Annotated in this window: 24 protein-coding genes; 6 read left to right on the top strand and 18 right to left on the bottom strand. The window is 63.3% G+C overall.

The window, feature by feature from the left end:
- Positions 1-214 precede the first annotated feature (214 nt).
- Together IE100_RS12365 and IE100_RS12360 are read left to right on the top strand one after the other, a co-directional pair.
- A complete protein-coding gene (locus IE100_RS12365; protein WP_047966967.1) occupies positions 215-634 on the top strand; it encodes a MaoC family dehydratase in 420 nt (139 codons plus the stop codon).
- On the top strand, positions 634-1,095 hold the full coding sequence (locus IE100_RS12360; RefSeq protein WP_189374605.1) for a GNAT family N-acetyltransferase: 462 nt from the start codon (positions 634-636) through the stop codon (positions 1,093-1,095). Before IE100_RS12365 ends, IE100_RS12360 begins: the two co-directional genes overlap by 1 nt.
- Positions 1,096-1,157: 62 nt before the next feature.
- Here IE100_RS12360 and queG read toward each other — a convergent pair whose 3' ends face one another.
- Entirely contained in the window at positions 1,158-2,198 is a 1,041-nt protein-coding gene (gene queG, locus IE100_RS12355; RefSeq protein WP_229800368.1) for a tRNA epoxyqueuosine(34) reductase QueG, read from the bottom strand.
- A gap of 37 nt (positions 2,199-2,235) precedes the next feature.
- Between queG and tsaE the strand changes: the two genes are divergently transcribed.
- Together tsaE and IE100_RS12345 are read left to right on the top strand one after the other, a co-directional pair.
- A complete protein-coding gene (gene tsaE / locus IE100_RS12350; RefSeq protein ID WP_189374602.1) occupies positions 2,236-2,727 on the top strand; it encodes a tRNA (adenosine(37)-N6)-threonylcarbamoyltransferase complex ATPase subunit type 1 TsaE in 492 nt (163 codons plus the stop codon).
- Entirely contained in the window at positions 2,688-3,926 is a 1,239-nt protein-coding gene (locus IE100_RS12345; RefSeq protein ID WP_189374600.1) for an N-acetylmuramoyl-L-alanine amidase, read from the top strand. The genes tsaE and IE100_RS12345 overlap by 40 nt, the downstream gene beginning before the upstream one ends.
- 70 nt (positions 3,927-3,996) lie before the next feature.
- On the opposite strand, the gene yacG is transcribed toward IE100_RS12345, so the two are convergent.
- The 7 genes from yacG to IE100_RS12310 all read right to left on the bottom strand — a co-directional run bounded on the left by yacG (position 3,997) and on the right by IE100_RS12310 (position 10,493).
- Positions 3,997-4,179, bottom strand: coding sequence for a DNA gyrase inhibitor YacG (gene yacG, locus IE100_RS12340; RefSeq protein WP_189374598.1), 183 nt, complete (start codon positions 4,177-4,179; stop codon positions 3,997-3,999).
- Between the two features lie 6 nt (positions 4,180-4,185).
- A complete protein-coding gene (gene zapD / locus IE100_RS12335) occupies positions 4,186-4,944 on the bottom strand; it encodes a cell division protein ZapD (protein WP_189374596.1) in 759 nt (252 codons plus the stop codon).
- The gene (coaE, locus tag IE100_RS12330; protein ID WP_229800367.1) at positions 4,941-5,588 is read right to left on the bottom strand and encodes a dephospho-CoA kinase; all 648 of its coding nucleotides are present in this window, start codon (positions 5,586-5,588) and stop codon (positions 4,941-4,943) included. Before coaE ends, zapD begins: the two co-directional genes overlap by 4 nt.
- On the bottom strand, positions 5,581-6,435 hold the full coding sequence (locus IE100_RS12325; protein ID WP_189374593.1) for a prepilin peptidase: 855 nt from the start codon (positions 6,433-6,435) through the stop codon (positions 5,581-5,583). The genes coaE and IE100_RS12325 overlap by 8 nt, the downstream gene beginning before the upstream one ends.
- Positions 6,435-7,652, bottom strand: coding sequence for a type II secretion system F family protein (locus IE100_RS12320; protein WP_189374590.1), 1,218 nt, complete (start codon positions 7,650-7,652; stop codon positions 6,435-6,437). Before IE100_RS12320 ends, IE100_RS12325 begins: the two co-directional genes overlap by 1 nt.
- Positions 7,653-7,668: 16 nt before the next feature.
- Positions 7,669-9,372, bottom strand: a complete 1,704-nt coding sequence (gene pilB / locus IE100_RS12315) for a type IV-A pilus assembly ATPase PilB (RefSeq protein WP_189374588.1) — start codon at positions 9,370-9,372, stop codon at positions 7,669-7,671.
- A 170-nt stretch (positions 9,373-9,542) separates the two neighbouring features.
- Positions 9,543-10,493 carry a porin gene (locus IE100_RS12310; protein ID WP_189374587.1) on the bottom strand — a complete coding sequence of 317 codons (951 nt, stop codon included), beginning with the start codon at positions 10,491-10,493 and terminating at the stop codon, positions 9,543-9,545.
- Between the two features lie 302 nt (positions 10,494-10,795).
- On the opposite strand from IE100_RS12310, the gene IE100_RS12305 reads away from it, so the two are divergent.
- Complete coding sequence (locus IE100_RS12305) at positions 10,796-12,199, top strand: cryptochrome/photolyase family protein (protein ID WP_189374585.1); 1,404 nt, start codon at positions 10,796-10,798, stop codon at positions 12,197-12,199.
- A 61-nt stretch (positions 12,200-12,260) separates the two neighbouring features.
- On the opposite strand, the gene plsY is transcribed toward IE100_RS12305, so the two are convergent.
- Positions 12,261-12,887: a glycerol-3-phosphate 1-O-acyltransferase PlsY gene (gene plsY / locus IE100_RS12300; protein ID WP_189374583.1), complete on the bottom strand. Its 627-nt coding sequence runs from the start codon at positions 12,885-12,887 to the stop codon at positions 12,261-12,263.
- 68 nt (positions 12,888-12,955) lie between these two features.
- Here plsY and IE100_RS12295 point away from each other — a divergent pair, with 68 nt between their 5' ends.
- On the top strand, positions 12,956-13,315 hold the full coding sequence (locus IE100_RS12295; RefSeq protein WP_047966955.1) for a dihydroneopterin aldolase: 360 nt from the start codon (positions 12,956-12,958) through the stop codon (positions 13,313-13,315).
- A gap of 78 nt (positions 13,316-13,393) precedes the next feature.
- Here the strand turns inward: IE100_RS12295 and IE100_RS12290 are convergent, their stop codons facing one another.
- The 9 genes from IE100_RS12290 to mutY form a co-directional block, all read right to left on the bottom strand.
- Entirely contained in the window at positions 13,394-13,771 is a 378-nt protein-coding gene (locus IE100_RS12290) for a group II truncated hemoglobin (protein WP_229800366.1), read from the bottom strand.
- A 57-nt stretch (positions 13,772-13,828) separates the two neighbouring features.
- Positions 13,829-14,686: a CheR family methyltransferase gene (locus IE100_RS12285; protein WP_189374580.1), complete on the bottom strand. Its 858-nt coding sequence runs from the start codon at positions 14,684-14,686 to the stop codon at positions 13,829-13,831.
- 67 nt (positions 14,687-14,753) lie between these two features.
- Positions 14,754-15,104: an iron-sulfur cluster insertion protein ErpA gene (gene erpA / locus IE100_RS12280; protein WP_120809234.1), complete on the bottom strand. Its 351-nt coding sequence runs from the start codon at positions 15,102-15,104 to the stop codon at positions 14,754-14,756.
- 90 nt (positions 15,105-15,194) lie between these two features.
- Positions 15,195-16,238: an N-acetyl-gamma-glutamyl-phosphate reductase gene (argC, locus tag IE100_RS12275; protein WP_189374578.1), complete on the bottom strand. Its 1,044-nt coding sequence runs from the start codon at positions 16,236-16,238 to the stop codon at positions 15,195-15,197.
- A 120-nt stretch (positions 16,239-16,358) separates the two neighbouring features.
- The gene (gene rpsI, locus IE100_RS12270) at positions 16,359-16,751 is read right to left on the bottom strand and encodes a 30S ribosomal protein S9 (protein ID WP_189352610.1); all 393 of its coding nucleotides are present in this window, start codon (positions 16,749-16,751) and stop codon (positions 16,359-16,361) included.
- A 17-nt stretch (positions 16,752-16,768) separates the two neighbouring features.
- Positions 16,769-17,197 carry a 50S ribosomal protein L13 gene (gene rplM, locus IE100_RS12265; protein ID WP_047966949.1) on the bottom strand — a complete coding sequence of 143 codons (429 nt, stop codon included), beginning with the start codon at positions 17,195-17,197 and terminating at the stop codon, positions 16,769-16,771.
- A 351-nt stretch (positions 17,198-17,548) separates the two neighbouring features.
- Positions 17,549-18,265, bottom strand: coding sequence for a purine-nucleoside phosphorylase (deoD, locus tag IE100_RS12260; protein WP_189374576.1), 717 nt, complete (start codon positions 18,263-18,265; stop codon positions 17,549-17,551).
- A 227-nt stretch (positions 18,266-18,492) separates the two neighbouring features.
- Positions 18,493-20,700, bottom strand: a complete 2,208-nt coding sequence (locus tag IE100_RS12255; protein WP_189374574.1) for a RelA/SpoT family protein — start codon at positions 20,698-20,700, stop codon at positions 18,493-18,495.
- A 39-nt stretch (positions 20,701-20,739) separates the two neighbouring features.
- Positions 20,740-21,810 carry an A/G-specific adenine glycosylase gene (mutY, locus tag IE100_RS12250; RefSeq protein WP_189374573.1) on the bottom strand — a complete coding sequence of 357 codons (1,071 nt, stop codon included), beginning with the start codon at positions 21,808-21,810 and terminating at the stop codon, positions 20,740-20,742.
- Between the last annotated feature and the right edge of the window lie 65 nt (positions 21,811-21,875).

Raw genomic sequence — 21,875 nt, 5'->3', positions numbered from 1 at the left:
TGGTAGATTGCCTACAAAAAAACTGCAGTACAACAGGGGTGACACAAATATTACGCCATTTTCCCCGTAATTTGCATTTAAGGTAAAGCGTGTCAGAATGCGCTGCAACAATTGAGCATGTCATAAACACGCCGACAGACCGGACATTCCTGCCGCAAGTGCCGCCATCGTGGTGCCTACTTGCGGCTTTTCTTGCCAAAACAGGGAGCACAGCATGACCGTCTACTTCGAAGATATCCAGATCGGTGACAGCGCCGAGTACGCCAAAACCATCACCGAGGCCGATATCCTGATGTTTGCCGCCGTCTCCGGCGACGACAACCCGGTACACATCAACCAGGAATACGCCGAAGCGTCGATGTTCAAGACCCGCATCGCCCACGGCATGCTCACCGCCGGCCTGATCTCCACCGTGGTCGGCACCCGCCTGCCGGGCAACGGCACCATCTACCTGTCGCAATCGACCAAGTTCAAGGCGCCGGTGCGCCTGGGCGAGACCGTCACCGCCCGCGTCACCGTCACCGAGCTGGACCCGGCGAAGAAGCGCGTCAAGTTCGCCACCCAGTGCCTGGTGAAAGGCAATGTGGTGCTGGAAGGCGAATCGCTGGTGATCGCGCCGTCGCGTCCGGCCTGATGGGCACGCTGCGCATCGAACGGCTGTGCGACGAGCACGGCCGCATCACCCGGCCGCAAATGTTGGCCGCGGCGCTGGCGGTGCATAGACAGCTGCGACCGATGCTGCCGGAGGACAGCGCCGACTACGTCGCCAAGATCGCGCGCATCCTCGGCTACGGCGCGCGGCTGGTGGCAGCGCTGAACGAGGACGATCAGGTGCTCGGCCTGGCGCTGTACCGCGTCTACGAGAACACCTACGAAGACCTGCGCCTGTACATCGACGACCTGGTCACCGACGAGCGCCTGCGCTCGCAAGGCGTCGGCAGTGCGCTGATCGACTGGTGCGAGGCCGAGGCGCGCGCGCTGGGCTGCCGCTTCCTGGTACTGGACTCCGGCACCTGGCGCACCGCCGCGCACAAGCTGTACCTGCGCAAGGACTTCGTGATCTCCTCGTTCCACTTCACCCGCGCGCTGGACTGAGATCCGTCGGCAGGACTAAATGGTGCAAGGTTGGCCGCGAGCCCTGGCTTGCGGCCAACCTTTTATGCGCGGCCCTGTTGCTGCGCCAGCGCCCAGGCGACCGACTCGCGCACCACGTCATCTGCATGATCCTGCCGCTGTTGCAACGCAACAACAATCTCGGCCGCGTACGGCGCATTGCCCAGCCCGATGGCCAGATTGGACAGCCACTTGGCGTAGCCGATGCGGTAGATCGGGCTGCCGGCCATGCGGCTGGCGAAGGTCGCCTCGTCCCAGCCGAACAGCTCCAACAGGCTGACGTCGTCCAGCCCGTGGCGGACAGCAAAATCGTCCTCCCGCGTGTGCACCACGAAACGGTTCCACGGGCAGGCCAGCTGGCAGTCGTCGCAACCGTAGACGCGGTTGCCGATCAGCGGTCGCAGCGGCTCCGGTATCGCGCCCTTCAGCTCGATGGTGAGGTAGGAAATGCAGCGCCGGGCGTCGACCTGGTACGGCGCCACGATGGCGCCGGTCGGACATGCCGTGATGCAGCGCGTGCAGCTACCACAGTGACCGTCCTCGCCGTCATCTTCCGGCAACGGCAGATCGGTGAGAATCTCGCCGAGGAAGAACAGCGAGCCCTGTTTCTTGTTGAGCAGCAGGGTATGCTTGCCACGCCAGCCCTGCCCCGCCTGCGCCGCCAGCGCCACCTCGGCCAGCGGGGCGCTGTCGGTGAACACGCGGTAGCCGTGCTCGCCCACCGCCTGCGTGATGCGCTCGGCCAGCTTCTGCAGCCGGTTGCGTACCACCTTGTGGTAGTCGCGGCCCAGCGCGTAGCGCGACAGGTAGGCACGCGAGCCATCGGCCAGCACCGCTTCGGCATCGCGCGCCGCCGCCGGCCAGTAGTGCATGCGCAGGCTGATCACGCGCACGGTGCCCGGCACCAGCTCCGCCGGACGCACGCGCAGCACGCCATGGCGTGCCATGTACTCCATTTCGCCGTGGTTGCCCGCCGCCAGCCACACCAGCAGGCTGGCTTCGGCCTCTTCCGGCAGGGCCGCTCGCGTGATGCGGGCGTCGGCAAAACCGAGTTCTTTGGCCCATCCCTTGATTTGGCTGGCCAATTGGCGATAATTCTCGCTTTTACAGGATATTTCACTCATGGCAACGGATGATACCAGCCTGCGGCAAGGCTTCCTTGCCGATGAAAGCGCCACCCTGCAACTGGGCGCCACCCTGGCCGCCGTGCTGCACGGCGGCATCCAGCTGCAACTGCACGGCGACCTCGGCGCCGGCAAGACCACGTTCACCCGCGGCCTGCTGCAGGCGCTGGGTCATCAGGGGCGCGTTAAGAGCCCGACCTACACCCTGGTGGAAAGCTACAGCCTGCCGCCGCTCACGGTGCACCACTTCGACCTGTACCGCTTTGCCGATCCGGACGAGTGGCACGACGCCGGCTTTGGCGACTACTTTGCCGCCGACACGCTGTGCATCGTCGAATGGCCGGACAAGGCCGGCGCCTGTCTGCCGCCCGCCGACCTGGTGCTGGAACTCTCGGTCTGCGACGCTAGTCGCAACTATCGTCTTCAAGCCTTTAGCGAAACAGGACACCAATGTCTCTCCCGCCTTGCGACTCCCGCCGCCGCCAGCTGATCGGCGCCGCCGCGGCCACGTTTTTCCTGAGCGTCAGCCGCATCGGCTTCGCCAGCAGCAGCCAGATCGTGGCGGTACGGGTGTGGCCGTCGTCGACCTACACCCGCGTCACCATCGAGGCCAGCGAAGCCATCCGCTACAAGCATTTCAGCCTCGCCGAGCCGAACCGGCTGGTGATCGACCTGGAAGGCGTGCAGCTGACCGGCATCCTGCAGGACATCAACAAGCAGATCCAGGGCGCCGACCCCTTCATCCAGACCGCGCGCGCCGGCCAGTTCAACAGCAACACCGTACGCCTGGTGCTGGACCTGCGCAACGAGGTCAAGCCGCAGATCTTCTCGCTGCAGCCGATCGGCGAGTACCGGCACCGGCTGGTGGTGGACCTGTACCCGGCCAGCGGCCAGCAGGACGACCCGCTGCTGGCGCTGCTGCAGGACTACAACAAGGGGCAGCTGAACGAGCAGGCGCCGCTGGGCAGCAAGGGCCGCGCCGACAAGAACCGCATCATTACCGTGGTGATCGACCCGGGACACGGCGGCGAAGACCCGGGCGCCGTCGGCCCGTCCGGTGTCTATGAAAAAGACGTGGTACTGCGCATCAGCCGCCAGCTAAAGAAGCTGATCGACGGCGAAAAGAACATGAAGGCGCACCTGACGCGCGACGAGGACGTGTTCATTCCGCTGGGGGTGCGCGTGGCCAAGGCACGCAAGCTCGGCGCCGACCTGTTCATCTCCATTCACGCCGACGCCGTCGCCAACCGCAGCGCCAACGGTTCCTCGGTGTTCGCGCTGTCGGAAAACGGCGCCACCAGCAGCGTGGCGCGGCTGCTGGCCAAGAGCCAGAACGACGCCGACCTGATCGGCGGCGTCAAGATCAGCGGCAAGGACCGCTACCTCGCCCACACCCTGTTCGACCTGACGCAGACCGCCACCATCAATGACAGCCTCAAGCTGGGCAAGTCGGTGCTCGGCAAGATGGGCAACCTCAACCGCCTGCACAAGCCGCAGGTGGAGCAGGCCGGCTTTGCCGTGCTCAAGGCGCCGGACATTCCCTCCATCCTGGTAGAAACCGCGTTCATCAGTAACTACGAGGAAGAAAGGAAACTGGTCAGCCCGGCCTTCCAGCAGCAGATGGCGGAGGCGATCATGTCTGGCGTGCGCCAGTATTTTGCGCAGGGTGCGGTGCTGGCCCGCATCTGAATCACCGGCTGGCAATGAAAAAAGCCGTTGCCTTGCGGGCAACGGCTTTTTGCTGGCTGGCACTCTGCACTCAATCGGGATGGTCGTCGAACGGCAGGTCCGGCGTCGCCGGCACCCGGTACTGTTCGTCGGCCCACTGGCCGAGGTCGATCAGCTTGCAGCGTTCGCTGCAGAACGGGCGGTACGGGCTGTCCGGTCCCCAGGTCACCGGGGTCTTGCATTGCGGACAGGGAACAATCGTGGGTGAGGTCATCGGAAATCAGAACTTGCAAAAGGTCAGGGTGAACTCGATATCCTGCTCCACCTGGCGCGAACGCACCTCGCCGGTGCCGGCATCGACAAAACGGATATTCAGCGCGTACTTGTTGGCGGAGACTTCCGGCACCACCTGGTAGCGCTCGTCAAAACTGACGCGGATCAGCTGCACCACCTTGCCGCCGGACATCTGCTGGAACGCGCCACGGCGCGCGACATAGGAAAAATGCTTGCCGCTGTCGCGCAGCAGTTTCAGCAGGATGGCCGCCGCCTGCGCCGTCGGCATCAGCGGCAGCGACCAGCGCTGCAGGTCGGCGCGACGTTGCGCCACCGGCTGCTGCAGCCACAGGTGATAGGACGGCAGGTCGAAGGAACAGGTGCCGCCGGGAATGATGGAGCGCTGCTTGATCGCCATCAGCCACTCGTTCTCGCGCAGATGCTGGCCAAAGCGGCTGCTCAGTTCCAGCAGGTGCTGCGACGCCAGCTCGATCTCGTCCAGTACCTGCTCCAGCGCCACCTGTTCGATGGCCGGGCTTTCGCGCCAGCTCTCCAGTGCCTGCTTCTGCCGCTCCAGCTCCTGCAGCAGCTCAGACTTCAGCTCGGTACGACCGGCCGCTTCCAGCACCTCGAACAACGCCATCAGGGCGGCGTGATGCTGGTACGGCTCGTCCTGTGCGATGAAGAAAGCCAGGCGCTGGTAGAGCTGCTCCAGTCGGAGCAGCGTTCTGGTACGTTCGGTAACAGGAAACTCGAAACTAGTCACAGCGCCGGATCCACAGAATTTGAAGGGGTAGCAAGGTTGGCCGCAGCGAAACGTTGCAGATAATAACGATGTTTGTTCTCGACTTGAAGCGACAATAGCGCCAAATCGCCACTATTATCAAGCACGGCATCCGCCAGTGCCCGCCGCTGTTCGCGCGGCATCTGCGCGGCAATGATGGCGTCCACCTGCTCCGCCGTCAGGCCGCTGCGCTGCATCACCCGCTCGCGCTGCAATTGCGGCTCGCAATCCACCAGCAGCGTTTCGGCCACCAGGTTTCGATAAGCGGCGGTTTCAAACAGCAGCGGCACCGCCAGCAGAACGTAGGGCGCCCGTTGCAATGCCAACTGCCGCAGGCTTTCCGCCAGGATCAGCGGATGCAGGATGGCTTCCAGCCGTTGCCGCTCGCCGGCATCGGCGAACACCTTCTGCCGCATCGCGGCACGGTCCAGCGCGCCTTCCGGCGTCTGGATCGCGGCACCGAACTGCGCCACCAGCGCCGGTATCGCGGCACCACCGGCGGCGGTCAGCTGATGCGCGATGCGGTCGGTATCGACACAGGGGATGCCCAGCCTGGCAAACATCGCCTCGACGGTACTCTTGCCGGCGCCGATGCCGCCGGTCAGGCCGACCACCGGGCTAGACACCGAGATACCACTGCATGATGGCAGGCCCCCACACGAAGGCACACCAGCCGGCCAGCGCCAGATACGGCCCGAAAGGCATGGTCTGGCCTTTTTCATGTTTCGACAGCAGCAGCAACAGGATGCCGAACACCGCCCCCAGCACCGACGACAGCAGGATCACCAGCGGCAGCAGCATCCAGCCCAGCCAGGCCCCCAGCGCCGCCAGCAGCTTGAAGTCCCCGTACCCCATGCCCTCCTTGCCGGTCACCAGCTTGAACAGCCAGTACACCGACCACAAGGCCAGGTAACCCAGCACCGCGCCCATGACCGCATCCGCCAGCGGCACCCGCCCACTCCACAGATTGAACAGCAGGCCGGCCCACAGCAAGGGCAGGGTCAGGTCATCCGGCAACAGCTGGGTACGCGCATCGATCAGCGCCAGCGTCAGCAGCGTCACCGAAAACAGCGAGGCCACCAGCCACCACGGCGACAGGCCGTAGTGCCAGGCAAAGCCGGCAAACAGCAGGCCGCTGGCCAACTCCACCAGCGGATAACGCCAGGAAATCGGCGCCCGGCAATGGCTGCAGCGACCGTGCTGCCACAGGAAACTCAACAACGGGATGTTCTGCCACGCGCGGATCGGCGCCTGGCAATGCGGACAGGCCGAGGCCGGTACCAGCAGGTTGAATGGCGGCTGTTCCGGCAACTCGCTACCCTGCCACTGCGCACACTCCGCCGCCCAGCGCCGCTCCAGCATCAAGGGCAGACGGTAGATCACCACGTTGAGAAAGCTGCCGAGCAGCAGGCCCAGCAGTGCCGCAATCGCCACCTGGCCGCCGAACGGCAGCTCCGTCAATAGTCCCAGCATCAACCGACCACCTGCCCCATCTGGAAGATCGGCATGTACATCGCAATCACCAAGCCACCAATCAACACCCCGAGAATGATCATGATCATCGGCTCCAGCAAGCTGGACAGCGACGCCACCGCATTATCGACCTCGTCTTCATAAAAATCCGCCACCTTGTCCAGCATGGAGTCGAGCGAGCCGGACTCCTCACCGATCGAGGTCATCTGCAGCACCATATTGGGAAACAGGTTGGAGCGCTGCATCGAGTTGTTGAGGGTTGAACCGGCGCTGACATCCGACTGGATGACCTTGGTGGCATCGGCATACACCTGGTTGCCGGCCGCGCCCGCCACCGAGTCCAGCGCCTCCACCAGCGGCACGCCGGCGGTAAACAGCGTCGACAGCGTCCGCGCCCAGCGCGCGATGGTCGCCTTGCGCACCACGTCGCCGATCACCGGCACCTTCAGCACGAAACGGTCCAGCGACGCCTGCATCTTGGGTGAGCGCTGGTACAGCTTGACAGTGCCGATGATCACCACCGCGATGGAGCCGAACACCATCCACCAGTACTCGACGAACAGGTCGGACAGCCAGATCACGATCTGCGTCGGCGCCGGCAGATCGGCACCAAAACTGGAGAACAGTTCCTTGAACGCCGGAATCACGTAGATCAGGATCACCGCGGTAATGATGAAGGCGGTAGCGATAATCGCCGCCGGATAGATCATCGCCGACTTGATCTTGCCCTTGATGGCGATCACCTTTTCCTTGTAGGTCGCCAGCTTGTCCAGCAGGGCATCCAGCACCCCGCCCGCCTCGCCGGCGGCGATCAGGTTGCAGAACAGCTTGTCGAAGTACAGCGGGTACTTGCGGAAGGCATCGGCCAGGTTGCTGCCGGATTCGACCTCCGAGCGCACATCCAGCAGGATGCGCACGAAGGCGGCATTGCTGTGGCCCTTGGCCGCGATATCGAAGGCCTGCAACAACGGCACGCCGGCCTTCATCATCGTCGCCAGCTGGCGGGTAAACAGCGCGACATCCTTCTCGGTGATGCGCTGCCGCAGGCTGGCGCTGCGCTTCTTCAGCTTGGTCGGGCTGACCCCTTGGCGTCGCAACTGGGCACGGGCGACGGTTTCCGATTCGGCACGGATCTCGCCGCGGATGGCCTTGCCGGCCCGGTCGCGTCCTTCCCAGACAAAGACGTGGGAGGCCGGCTTCTTGCTTGGCGTGGGCATAGTGATCGCTTGTCTGTTATTCGTTGGTAACGGCTTCGATTTCAGTCAGCGACGTCAGGCCGCGCTTTACCTTCAGCAGGCCGGCATGGCGCAAGTCGACCATGCCCTCCTGCCGCGCGAGGTCGGCGATATCCATCGCGTTGCCGCCGCTCATGATCAAGCGCACCATCGCATCGGTGATCGGCATCACCTCGTAGATGCCGACCCGCCCCTTGTAACCGCTGCCGCGGCACTCCTCGCAGCCGACCGGGCCGTGCGGCTGCCAGCTGCCGTCCAGCTCATCCTTGGTGAAGCCTGCGCGCAGCAAGGCCGCTTCGGGAATGTCGACCGGAGCCTTGCAGTGCGGGCACAGCCGTCGCGCCAGCCGCTGCGCCATGATCAGTAATACCGAACTGGCCACGTTGAACGGCGCCACCCCCATGTTCAGCAACCGAGTCAGTGTCGCTGGGGCGTTATTGGTATGCAAGGTAGAAAATACCATATGCCCGGTTTGCGCCGCCTTGATCGAGATATCCGCGGTTTCAAAATCGCGGATCTCGCCGACCATGATGATGTCCGGATCCTGACGCAGGAAGGCGCGCAGCGCCGAGGCAAAGGTCAGCCCGGCCTTCTCGTTGACATTGACCTGGTTGATACCAGGCAGGTTGATTTCCACCGGGTCTTCCGCGGTAGAGATATTGCTGTCCGGCTGGTTCAGGATATTGAGGCAGGTATATAGCGACACCGTCTTGCCGCTACCGGTCGGCCCGGTCACCAGCACCATGCCGTAAGGCCGCTCGATCGCCCGTAGCAACATTTCCTTCTGCTCCGGCTCGAAACCGAGCTGCTCGATGTCCAGCGCGGCACTGGAAGAATCGAGGATACGCATCACGATCTTTTCGCCGTACAGCGTCGGCAAGGTGCTGACGCGGAAGTCCACGGCGCGGTGCTTGGAAATCACCAGCTTCAGGCGGCCGTCCTGCGGCACCCGTTTTTCCGAGATGTCCATCTTGGACACCACCTTGATGCGCGACGCCAGCTTCTCGCGGATGGCCAGCGGCGGCTGCGCAACCTCCTTCAGGATGCCGTCGATGCGGTAGCGGATGCGGAAGAACTTTTCGTAGGGCTCGAAGTGAATATCCGATGCCCCGCCATTGATGGCGTCCATCAGCACCTTGTTGACGAACTTGACCACCGGCGCGTCATCGACATCCGGCAGGCTGTCGCTCTCCAGCTGGGCATCGCCATCGGTCAGCTGCAGCTCGCCGAACTCGTCGCCGGCCAGATCGTTGAGCACCTTGCTGGGATTGCTGGCATAGCGGCCGATCGCCCGTGCCAGCTTGTCGTCCTCCACCACCACCAGGTCGATGCTGAGACCGGTCTTGAAGGTGATGGTGTGGAACAGCGTCGCCTGCGTCGGATCGGACGTGGCGATGAACAGCTTGTTGCCGCGTTTGTACAACGGCAGCAGGCGGCCGTTGTTGACGGTGTCGTCGTCCACCAGATTGCGCGGCAGTCCGTCCTGGCTCAGCGCAGCCAGATCCAGCAAGGGCAAGCCGAACATGTTGGCCGCAAACACCGCCACCTCGATGGCGCTCATCTTCTTGCTCTGCACCAGCAGTTCGACAAAGCTCACCCGCGTGCTCTGCGCCTGCTTGAACAGCGCCTCGGCATCCGCCGTCGCCAGCCGCTCGTTCTGCACCAGGGCACGTGCCAGTCCGGAAATGCTTGCTGTGCTCATGACATTATTCGCCAGAAAAGGATGAGGCGATTATACGAAGAAAACGGGACGGGATTCATCGCTGCGCAACAAATGATGGCATTGCCGTCGGCTCTAGCGCTTTGCGATGGCGGCTGCAATGAAAAAAGGCTGCCGAAGCAGCCTTTTCAGATCAAACCATCAAGCGATGATTAGAACTTGGTACCGAGGTAAACGGTAGCGGTACGTACGTCGGCAGTTGCGTTGTCGTCGTAGTTGGCTTTAGCCAGTTCTACACCAGCGCGGGTGCGCTTGGACAGAGCGTATTCAACACCAACGGCGTAAGCTTTGTGGCCATCGTTGTCTTTGGAGCCGTCTGCGTTCTTGAAGTCGCCTTCTTTCCAGAAGCCCAGCTTAGGAGTGATGTTGCCCATGGTGTAGGAAGCAGCCAGACCGTAGCCACGACGCTTGCCGTCGGAGTCTTTACCTTGTGCGTAGCCAGCCATCAGAGTCAGCGCATCCAGCGACACGGAAGCGTTCAGCTCGTGCAGTTTGGAAGTGTTGTTTGCATCTTCTTTAGCGCGAGCGCCATCGTAGGATACGGAGAAGCCTTCACCTTCGTAAGCCAGGCTCAGAGCTTGCTGATGCAGTTTGGCTTGTTCGTTGGCGGTGCTGGAACCGAAGGAGTGTTGAACAACAGCGGTGAAGCCAGCTACAGTCGGCGACTTGTAGGAGATGGTGCTGTTGATACGATCGCCTTGGTCATACAGATCCGACTTGAAGGAAGCGGAGTTGTCTTCGAAGATCGCCATCGCGCCGGAAGTCGGCATGTGGTAGATGTTACCCAGGGTAACAGTACCGAAATCGCCTTGCAGGCCTACGAAGGAGTCACGACCGGACCAAGCGTTGTCACGAGCATTGTCTTGCTTGTCGGACAGGTTGATACGGGAAGCGATCTGCCAGATGGACTTCAGGCCGTTGCCCAGGTCTTCCTTGCCAGCGAACTTGATTTCACCGGAAGTGCGGTCTTCGGTGTTGATGGAGCCAGTACCGTCAACCTTGGTGTTGGTGATGCCAACAGCCAGGTTACCGGAGATAACAACGTCAGCCATTGCAGCAGCTGGCAGTGCAGCCAGAGTAGCCAGAACGATCAGCTTCTTCATGTGTGTTCCTTTCGAGGTCATGTAAACTGCCCGTGTTTTGCCGGGGCCTGTGGCCTGGCGGGGCGGTCTTGACCACCGCGGTCAAGCGGCGGTTTCTGGATGGCAATATACAGTGGGGCGTTGCAAAAAAACAAAAGCGCTTTACGCATTTGTGTTGCCGCCGGATACAACCCCGACACAAAATCAAATCAAGTCATTGTTTTTGTTGATAAATACAAAAAACAACAGCAGTCGCCTTTTCGCAACACAATTCATCACAGTTGGCATATCTGTTGTTTTTTCACACAAAACCAGCCCAAACCATGAGCCAAGCAAGCGTTCTGATGTGGTTTCGCCGCGATCTGCGTGCCAGCGACAACGCGGCGCTGAATGCCGCCTTGCGCAGCGGCGCCAGCGTGCATTGCGTGTTCGTGTTTGACCGCAGGATTCTGGCAAGTCTGCCGCCGGACGACAAACGCCTGGTCTTCATCCACGCCGCCCTGGCGGAATTGCAGCAAACGCTGCGCGACGCCGGCGGCGAGCTGTTGTGGCGGGACGGCGATCCGGTGCACGAGATTCCGGCGCTGGCGCGCGAGCTGGGCTGCAGCAGCGTCTACGCCAACCGCGACTACGAGCCATACGCGCGGCAGCGTGATGCGGAGGTGGCGGCGCGGCTTGCGGCCAACCTTGGCCAGTTGCAGCTATACAAGGACACGGTGATTTTCGAGCAGGACCAGCTGCTCACCGGCCAGGGCAAGCCCTACACCGTGTACACCCCGTACATGAAGCGCTGGCGCCAGAGCTTTCACCCGGCGCTGCTGGCGGAGGCCAGCACCGCCTTGCGCGGCGCACTGGCTACGCCGGCCGCGCTGCGCCCGCTGCCGACACTGGCGGAGCTGGGTTTCGGTCAGGCTTCGCTGGACGGGCTGCGGGTGCAGACCGGGCGCAGCGGCGCACTGGTGCTGCTGGACGATTTCCACCGCCGCATCGCGCACTACAAGACGCTGCGCGACTTTCCGGCGGTGAAGGGCGTGTCCTACCTGTCGGCGCACCTGCGCTTTGGCACGCTGTCGGTACGCGAGGCGGTGCGGGTCGCGCTGGCGGAGCCGTCGGAAGGCGCGGAGTGCTGGTTGAACGAGCTGATCTGGCGCGAGTTCTACCAGCAGCTGCTGTGGCACTTCCCGGCGGTGGCAGGCGACAGCTTCAAGCCGGAGTACCGCGGCCTGCCCTTCCCCAATGACACGGCGCTGTTCGAGGCCTGGTGCGACGGGCGTACCGGCTACCCGCTGGTGGATGCCGCGATGCGCCAGCTCAAGCACAGCGGCTACATGCACAACCGCCTGCGCATGATCGCCGCCAGTTTCCTGGTCAAGGACCTGCTGGTCGACTGGCGCTGGGGCGAGGCCTATTTCGCGCAGAAGCTGCTGGACTTCGACCTGGCGGCCAACAATGGCGGCTGGCAGTGGGCGGCGTCCACCGGTTGTGACGCGCAGCCCTACTTCCGCATCTTCAACCCGGTGACGCAATCGGAAAAGTTCGACGCCAAGGGTCAGTTCATCCGCCGCTACGTGCCGGAGCTGGCGGCACTGGACGACAAGGCGATCCATGCGCCGTGGCTGGCGAAAGCGCTGCCGGCCGGTTTTGTGCTCGGCCGCGACTATCCGGCACCGGTGGTCGACCATGCGGTACAGCGCGAAGCGGCACTGAGGCTGTTTGCCCGCGATTGAGGCCCAGCAATACGCAAAAAAGCCTGTCGGTAACGACAGGCTTTTTGTTTGCGGCCAACGTTCAGGACTTGCCCTGTTCGTCCGGCTTGCCGATCTTGTCCTCGGTGCCGGTGAGCAGGTTCACCAGATTGGACTTGTGGCGATGCACCACCAGAATGGCGATGATGATGCAGGTGCCGAAGTAGACGCTCTGCGGGCCGACGATGAAGTAGGCGTACACTGGCACCAGCACGCAGGCGACGATGGCCGACAGCGAGGAAATCTTCACCACGAAGGCCATGAACAGCCAGGTGGCGAGCGCCGCCAGCGCCAGCCACGGGTTGAAGGCCAGCAGCACGCCCACCGCGGTGGCCACACCCTTGCCGCCCTTGAAGCCGAAGAACACCGGCCACATGTGGCCGAACAGCACCGCGAGACCGGCCATGGCGACCTGCTGCTCGCCCAGGCCGTAGGCCGGGCCGAAGCTGGCGACCAGGAACACCGCCAGCCAGCCCTTGACGCCATCGCCCAGCAGCGTCAGCACCGCGGCCAGCTTCTTGCCGGAACGCAGCACATTGGTGGCACCGGGGTTTTTCGAGCCGTAGGTGCGCGGATCGTCCATCTTCATCAGACGGGTGACAATCACCGCAAACGACAGGGATCCGATCAGGTAGGCGCCCAAAATAAAGGCAAACGCTGTTGTGGTCATGGCTTATCCACTAGAATGCAAGACTTGGCATTTTACGGTATCGGGCAGTAAACCCAAAGCCCGCAGCGATGGACATCATATTTTTGCGCGAAGTGCGCGCCGAGACAGTGATCGGCGTTTATGACTGGGAGCGCCTGGCGCCCCAGACTATCTTGCTGGATCTGGAGATCGGCATCCCCAGCGAAGTGCCCTGCCATAGCGACGACATTGGCGACACCATCCACTACGGCGTGGTGGTGGAACGCATCCGCCAGTCGCTGGCCGAGCAGCACTTCCTGCTGATCGAGGCGCTGGCCGAGCACATCGCCCGCATGGTGCGCGAGGAGTTCGGCGCGCCGTGGACCAAGGTGGCGGTCACCAAGCTCAACATCCTGCCGGACGTGAAGCACGTCGGCGTGATGATAGAACGCGGCCACCGTCCGCGCTGACCGACCCCGCTCACGGCAAAAACATTGCGGCCAACCTGATACCAGGTTGGCCGCAATGTTTTTGGGATGGGCAATCGCTCAGCCTTCGCGATTGCGCATGAAGTCGGCGGTATTGTAGAACGCCTCCAGCAGCCTGGCCTTCAGCCAGTCCTCGCACACCAGCTCGTTCACCGCCTGCGTCATGCACTTCATCCACTGGTCGCGCGCCTCGCCGTCCACCGCGAACGGCATGTGCCGCTGCCGCAGCCGCGGGTGGCCGAAGGTGTCCATGAACAGCGGCGGGCCGCCCAGCCAGCCGGAGAGAAACATGTACAGCTTCTCGCGCGAGGCGGTCAGGTCCGCCGGGTGCATGTCGCGCAGCGGCTTCACCGCCGGGTCGCTGTCCATGATGTCGTAGAAGCGGTCGGTCAGCCAACGCACCACGCCGGCGCCGCCGAGCAGTTCGTAAGGGGTCATTTCCTGCATCTTGTTCCTTGCCGCGGGCGCTGCCCGCGTGAATATCGGTACGCCCGATTACGCCCGGGCCTTGGCCAGCTCGTACACCGTCTTGCCGCGCAGGGTGAAATAGTCGGCGGCGAAGTAGAAGTTCTCGGAGTGACCGACAAACAGCAGACCGTGCGCCTTCAGCAGCGGGTGGAACTTCTTCAGCACCGCCAGCTGGGTGTCACGGTCGAAATAGATCATCACGTTGCGACAGAAGATCGCGTCGAAGCTCTTGCGCTGCGCCCAGCTGGCGTCCACCAGGTTCAGCCGCGAAAAGCTGATCATCTCGCGCAGCTGCGCCTTGGCCTGGTAATTGCCGTCCGGCAGCTTGTCGAAGTAGCGCGCGGCATGCCCCGCTGGCAGGCGCGAGATCTTGTCGGCGCTGTAGATGCCCTTGCGGCCAACCTCCAGCACGCTGGTATCGAGATCCGTAGCCTGGATCTGGATGCGGTGGCCGCTGCCCAGCGCCTCCAGGGCGGCGATCGCGATCGAGTACGGCTCCTCGCCGGTCGACGAGGCCGCACACCAGATATTGATCTCGCCCTTGCCGACCAGCTTCTTCAGGTGCTCCGCCAGGATCTGGAAGTGGTGCTCCTCGCGGAAGAAGAAGGTCAGGTTGGTGGTCAGCGCGTTGACGAACTGCTCGAACTCGCGCTTGCCGGCGATAGACTGCAGGAAGTCGATATAGGCGGCGAAACCGTTCAGCTTCAGCTCGCGGATGCGCCGCACCAGGCGGCCGTAGACCATGTCCTTCTTGGTCGGGTTCAGCGCAATGCCGGCTTCCTTGTAGATCAGCTGCCGGATGCGCTCGAACTCCTGGTCGCTGAAGGCGAACTCGCGGGTGAAGTCGATCTTGGGCAGGATGATGGGCGGCATCTTGTTTTGCATCTTGGAAACCCTGAAGTTGAAAAACCCGGACACCAGGTCCGGGTTTCAGGTGCTGGCAATGCCGTACTTATACCGAAAAGGACGAGCCGCAGCCACAAGTGGTCTCGGCGTTCGGATTGCGGATCACGAACTGCGAACCTTCGATGCTTTCCTGGTAGTCGATTTCGGCGCCGACCAGATACTGGTAGCTCATCGGGTCGACCAGGAACACCACGCCTTCGCGCTCGATGGTGGTGTCGTCTTCGTTGGCAATCTCGTCGAAGGTAAAGCCGTACTGGAAGCCAGAACAGCCACCGCCGGTGACGAACACGCGCAGTTTCAGGTCAGGATTACCTTCTTCAGCCACCAGGTCACGCACTTTGGCGCAGGCGCTGTCGGTAAAGTTGATCGGGGACAGGGTTTCAGCAGCAGCAGTCATTTTAAGCCTCACGGTACGGGACAGGCCGCAAGACGGCCTTTCATCCTACTATTTTAGTCGGATATTGGGTCGTCTGGCGAGTGTTCAAGCTCAAGGCAGCAACGGCACGATGTCGAGACCGGCATTTTCCGGCAGGCCGAACATCAGGTTCATCACCTGCACCGACTGGCCGGACGCCCCTTTCACCAGATTATCCTCCACCACCAGGATGACCAGCAAATCGCCATTGCCCGGGCGATGCACCGCGATGCGCGCGGTATTGGCACCACGTACCGAACGGGTTTCCGGGCAGCTGCCGGCCGGCATCACGTCGACGAACGGTTCGGCGGCAAAGCGCTGCTCGAACAGCTGCTGGTAGTCGACATCGCGGCCTTCCGGCTTGATGCGGGCGTAGATGGTGGAATGGATGCCGCGGATCATCGGCGTCAGGTGCGGTACGAAGGTCAGCTTGACCGGTGCGCCGTGGATCAGCGACAGGCCCTGCTCGATCTCGGGCGAGTGGCGGTGCCCCTTCACGCCGTAGGCCTTGAAATTGTCGGCCGACTCGGCGAACAGGGTGCCGACCTCGGCCTTGCGACCGGCGCCGGACACGCCGGACTTGCAGTCGGCGATCAGGGTATCGGTCTCGACATACTGCTTGCCGTTTTCCAGCAGCGGCAACAGGCCCAGTTGCACCGAGGTCGGATAGCAGCCGGCCATGCCGATCAGGCGCGCGCTCTTGATCGCGTCGCGGTTCACTTCCGGCAGGCCGTAGACCGCCTCGGCCAGCAGGTCGGTGCAGCTGTGCTCCATCGCGTACCACTTGGCGAACTCGGCCGGGTCCTTCAGGCGGAAGTCGGCGGCGAGGTCGATGACCTTGACGCCGGCGTCCAGCAGCTCGCGCGCCTGCGCCATCGCCACCCCGTGCGGCGTGGCGAAAAACACCACGTCGCAGGCCTTCAGGTCGGTTTCATCCGGCGTCGAAAACGCGACGTCGACACGGCCGCGCAGCGACGGGAACATCTCGGCGACCTTCATCCCCGCTTCCTTGCGCGAAGTGACCGCGGTCACCTTGGCCGAAGGATGGTTGGCCAACAGACGCAAAAGCTCCACGCCGGTATACCCGGTGCCGCCAACAATGCCCACCTTGATCATGCTGCGCTCCTAACAATATAAAAAAATGTCGCAAAGGCGACATGGTAAGGAGTGCGGCAAGGCATTGCAACAAAGAAAAAAGCCACCCAGCTGGGTGGCTTTTTCGATCGTACAAACAGATTAACGCTTGGAGAACTGTTTGCGACGACGTGCCTTGCGGAAGCCGACTTTCTTACGTTCAACTTCACGGGCATCGCGGGTAACGAAGCCTGCGTGCGACAGGGCCGGCTTCAGCTCGGCGCTGAAGTCGATCAGTGCACGGGTGATGCCGTGGCGGATGGCGCCGGACTGGCCGGTTTCGCCACCACCGCATACGTTCACCATGATGTCGAACGATTCCAGGTGCTCGGTCAGCTGCAGCGGTTGACGGATAACCATACGACCGGTTTCGCGAGCGAAGTACTGGTCGACAGGCTTGCCGTTAACGATGATCTGGCCGGAGCCTTTTTGCATGAACACACGAGCTACAGAGCTCTTGCGACGGCCGGTACCGTAGTAATATTTACCGTTCATCTATTAATTGCCTCTGATCAGATTTCCAGCACTTTAGGCTGTTGCGCGGTGTGTGGATGCTCGGTGCCGGCGTAAACCTTGAGCTTCTTGATCATCGCGTAACCCAGCGGACCCTTAGGCAGCATGCCTTTTACGGCTTTTTCCAGAACGCGCTCAGGGAACTTGTCTTGCAGTTCGGTGAAGTTGCGCTCGTAGATACCACCAGGGTAGCCAGAGTGGCGATAGTATTTCTTGTCCAGTGCCTTGTTACCGGTTACGCGCAGTTTTTCTGCGTTAACGACAACAATGTAATCACCAGTATCAACGTGCGGAGTGAACTCCGGCTTATGTTTGCCACGCAGGCGGCGTGCGATTTCAGCGGCAAGACGGCCCAACACCTTGTCTTCGGCGTCGACCACAAACCACTCGCGCTTTACCTCATGCGGCTTGGCAGAAAAGGTCTTCATGGAACTCTACCATCGTAATTCTTGAAAGTTCCGGAGTCTATTACAAGACTATTTCGCTGTCAAACCGAAGCTGGCTTTCGCCGGGGAATCGCGACCAAAAACACCCGCCGCGGCAACAGGACGTGGACAACAGGCAAAAAAAGGGCGCAACCAAGAGATTGATCGCGCCAAGTTCCACCTTATAGAAGGAGGATGGAGGAGACAACACCAAAACGCACACGATATGCAACGTCCTGATGCAGTTGTGATTATGGTGACCCGATTCGGGTTTTGCAAGTTTTTTTGTGCAGCGCAGTATAAGTTACGCCACAGTGCGTCCATATGTGACCGACAAGCCGCAGCCGGTACCGTTCAATCCAGCTGCAACGCGGTCTCCAGCGCGATTTCCATCATGTCGTGGAAGCTGTTCTGGCGGGCTTCGGCGTCCATGGCTTCGCCTGTCGGAATCACGTCCGACACCGTGAGCATGGCCAGTGCGCGGGCGCCATATTGCGCCGCAACACCGTAGATGCCGGCCGTCTCCATCTCCACCGCGTTGACATTCATGCCCTTGAGCACGGCCAGCAGCTGCGGCTGCACGCCGTAGAACAGGTCGGTCGTGAACACGTTGCCGACCCGCACCGGCTTGCCCAGCCGCGCGGCGGTGTCCACCGCGGTGCGCAGCACCTCGAAGTCGGCGATGGCGGCGAAGTCGTGATCCAGCAGGCGCAGGCGGTTGACCTTGCTGTCGGTGCAGGCGCCCATGGCGATGACGATGTCGCGCAGGCCAAGGCGGCTGGCGTCGACCGAGCCGCAGGATCCGATGCGGATCAGGGTGCCCACGCCGTAGTCCCTGACCAGCTCGGTGGCGTAGATGCTGGCCGACGGGATGCCCATGCCGTGCGCCATCACCGACAGCCGCTTGCCGCGGTAAAGACCGGTGTAGCCGAACACGTTGCGCACGCTGGTGACCTGCACCGCGCCCTGCAGATAGGTGTCCGCGATCAGCCGGGCGCGCAGCGGGTCGCCCGGCATCAGCACGATGTCGGCAAAGTCGCCGGCTGCGGCGCCGATATGCGGTGTCGCCATGTTTGTTCTCCCCTGTCATGCCGCCTTGCGCCACGGCCCTCCGCGCCGCTTGCGGCCAACCCTGTCATGATAGCGCGGCGTCGGCCGCACCGCCGACGTCCCCCCTTCCCGCGCCGACGGGCTGCGCACCGGCAGCTTGCGCCCGCCGGCTCCCGCAAATGGAACAAGGTTGGCCGCAACGCTTGCGACCAACCTTGGCGGGGTACGGCAAACAGCGTGGCCAGCGGCTACACGCGGCGAGCCTCCTGCACGCCGCGCACTTCCATCAGGTGTGCCAGCACGCGGCTGATGTCGCGCACGTGGCGCACCTCCAGCGTGAAGCGCAGCCGCGCCTTCTGCTCGCGCGACAGGGTGTTGACGCCGATCACGTTCAGCTTCTCGCGCGAGAACACGTCGGAGATGTCGCGCAACAGCCCCGGGCGGTCGCTGGCGAGGATGTCGATGTCGATCGGGAACACGCTGCCCTTCTGCTCGCCCCAGTCGGCGGCGATCAGCCGCTCCGGCACGTCCGCCGACAGCCGCTTCAGCGTGATGCAGCTGCTGCGGTGGATGGAGATGCCGCGGCCCTTGGTCACGAAGCCGACCACGCTGTCCGGCGGCGCCGGGCGGCAGCACTTGGCCAGCACCGTCATCAGGTTGCCGACGCCCTCGATCAGCACGCCGCCGGCGTCGTGGCCACCACGGCTGCGGCGCACGATGTCTTCCGGGTTGACGTCCGGCGGTGGCGGCGGCGCAAAGCTGACGAAGGCCTGGTTGACGGCGCGGGTGCCCAGCTCGCCGTGCCCCAGCGCGGCGTAGACCTCGTCCAGCTTGTCGTAGCCCAGCTTTTCCGCCACCTGCGCGAGGTTGGGCTGCACGCCCGGATGGCGCGCCAGTTCGCGCTCGAAGATGTGGCGCCCGGTTTCGCGCACCGCGTCGAGGTTCTGCTGGCGGATGTACTGGCGGATCTTGGAGATGGCGCGATGGCTCTTGACCCAGCCTTCGTGCAGCCAGTTCACCGACGGGCCGCCCTCCTTCGCGGTCAGCACCTCGACGCGCTGGCCGTTCTGCAACGGCGTCGACAAGGGCACGATGTGGCCCTCGACCTTGGCGCCGCGGCAGTGGTGGCCGACGTCGGTGTGCAGCGCGTAGGCGAAGTCGATGGCGGTGGCGCCCTGCGGCAGCGCCAGCACCCGCCCCTGCGGCGTCAGCACGTAGATGGTGTCGGCGAACAGCTCGGTCTTGAACGCGTCGGCCAGCCCCTCGCGGTCGGAGCCGGACATGTCCTCGCGCCAGTCCAGCAGCTGGCGCAGCCAGGAGATCTTCTCCTCGTACTGGCTGTCGCCCTTGCCGCCTTCCTTGTAGCGCCAGTGCGCGGCGACGCCGAACTCGGCGTGTTCGTGCATCTCGAAGGTGCGGATCTGCACCTCCACCACGCGGTCTTCCGGGCCGATCACCGCGGTGTGCAGGCTGCGGTAGTCGTTGGCCTTGGGGTTGCTGATGTAGTCGTCGAATTCGCCGGGGATCGGCTGCCACATGCTGTGGATCAGGCCGAGCACGGTGTAGCAGTCCTGCAGTTTTTCCACCAGGATGCGCACCGCGCGGATGTCGTACAGCTCGGAGAAGTCGAGCTTTTTCTTCTTCATCTTCTTCCAGATGGAATAGATGTGCTTGGGCCGGCCGGCGACGTCGCCCTTGACCCCGGCCTGGCGCAGCTCGCCGCGCAGGGTGTCCAGCACCCGTTCGATGTAGTCGATGCGCTCCAGCCGCCGCTCGTCGAGCAGCTTGGCGATCTTCTTGTAGTTGTCCGGGTCGGTGTGGCGGAAGCCGAGGTCCTCCAGCTCCCACTTGATCTGCCACACGCCGAGGCGGTTGGCCAGCGGCGCGAACAGCTCCAGCGTCTCGCGCGCGATCTGGCGGCGGACGGCCTCGTCGCACTGCGGCAGGTAGTGCATGGTCTGCGTGCGCCACGCCAGCTTGATCAGCACCACGCGGATGTCGGCCACCATCGCCAGCAGCATCTTGCGCATGGTTTCCGCCTGCCGCGCGCTGTCTTCCGGCGTGGCGAACTTGTCGATGCGCGCGATCTCGGTGAGGCGGCGCACGCGGTTGCCGCCTTCCACCAGCGTCAGCACGGTACGGTTGAACGCCTTGGGCAGCCACTCCTGCCAGTCGTCGCGATAGTCCGGCACCGCGAACAGCAGCGTGGCGACGATGGCGTCGGTCAGCAGGTTGAGGTCGGCGACGATGGCCGCCGCCGCCACCGCGTGGCTGAACACGTCCTCGCCGGTGTGCGGCAGCTTCTTGTCGCGGTACAGCTCGCGCGCCGCGGCAAACGCCTTTTCCAGCATCGCCATGTCGTCGGGCGCGACCGAGCTGGACAGCTGCGCCAGCCAGCGCCCCGGATCGGCCGCATCGGCCAGCGTATCGGCAACAGATCGAACAACGGAAACCATGGTCTAGTCTTTCACCCTGCCTGTGATGGCGTCTCGGGGTTAATCAATGGTGGCGCCGGCCGGCGACCGCAAGGCCTGCAACAGCAATTTGCGTACCGGGGTCGGCACGCCGGCGTCCAGCGCCTGCACCAGCGGCAGCCAGACATGGCCGTCTTCAGCGCAATGACTTGCGGCCAACCTTTGCAGCGGCACGCACTGCGGCGTGATGGTGAGGCGGAAATGGGTAAACACGTGCCGCAATTCCGGCCACGCCGGCAGCAGCTCGCCGTCGCCGTTGTCCGCCAGCCAGTCGGCAATCGCCAGCGTGGACTCGAACTCCGGCAGCGACAGCAGCCCGCCCCAGATGCCGGAAGGCGGCCGGCGCTGCAGCAGCACCTGTCCCCGGTGCAGCGCGATCAGCATCACCGTCTCCCGCTCCGGCTGCGCCTTTTTCGGCTTGCGCTGCGGCAGCTCGGCGGTGCGGCCGTCGCGGGCGGCGACGCAGCCGTCCGCCATCGGACAGACACCGCAGGCCGGGCGCGAGCGGGTGCAGACGGTGGCGCCCAGATCCATCAGCCCCTGGGTATAGGCGACCATGTCGCCGTCGGCGGCCGGCAGCAGGCTCTCCGCCAGCGTCCACAGCTGCGCCTCGACCTTCTTGTCGCCGGGATAGCCGTCGACGCCGAAGCAGCGCGTCAGCACGCGTTTGACATTGCCGTCGAGTATGGTTTCCCGCTGGCCGAAGGCAAAGGCGGCAATCGCCGCCGCGGTGGAGCGACCGATGCCGGGCAGCGTCTCGATCGCCTCGCGCCGCGCCGGAAACGCGCAGCCAAAGCCGGCCATCACCTGCTGCGCTGCCTTGTGCAGATTGCGGGCGCGGGTGTAGTAGCCGAGGCCGCTCCAGTGTGCCAGCACGTCGTCCACCGGCGCCGCAGCCAGGGTGGCGAGATCCGGGAAGCGTTCGAGAAAGCGCGCGTAGTAGCCGAGCACCGTCGTCACCTGCGTCTGCTGCAGCATGATTTCCGACAGCCACACGCGGTAGGGGTCACTGACCTGCCACGGCAAACCGTGCCGGCCGTGCTGTTTCTGCCAGGCGACGAGGCGCGCCGCAAACGCCGACTGCAAGGTCATCGCATCATCCACTCCGAATCGAACCGGGCATGGTAAACCAATCATCCGCGACTACCAAGAAGTCG

Source organism: Vogesella alkaliphila, assembly GCF_014652475.1.
Classification (GTDB): domain Bacteria; phylum Pseudomonadota; class Gammaproteobacteria; order Burkholderiales; family Chromobacteriaceae; genus Vogesella; species Vogesella alkaliphila.
Note: the sequence above shows the minus strand (reverse complement) of the source record. Positions and strands in the feature narration are given on the sequence as shown.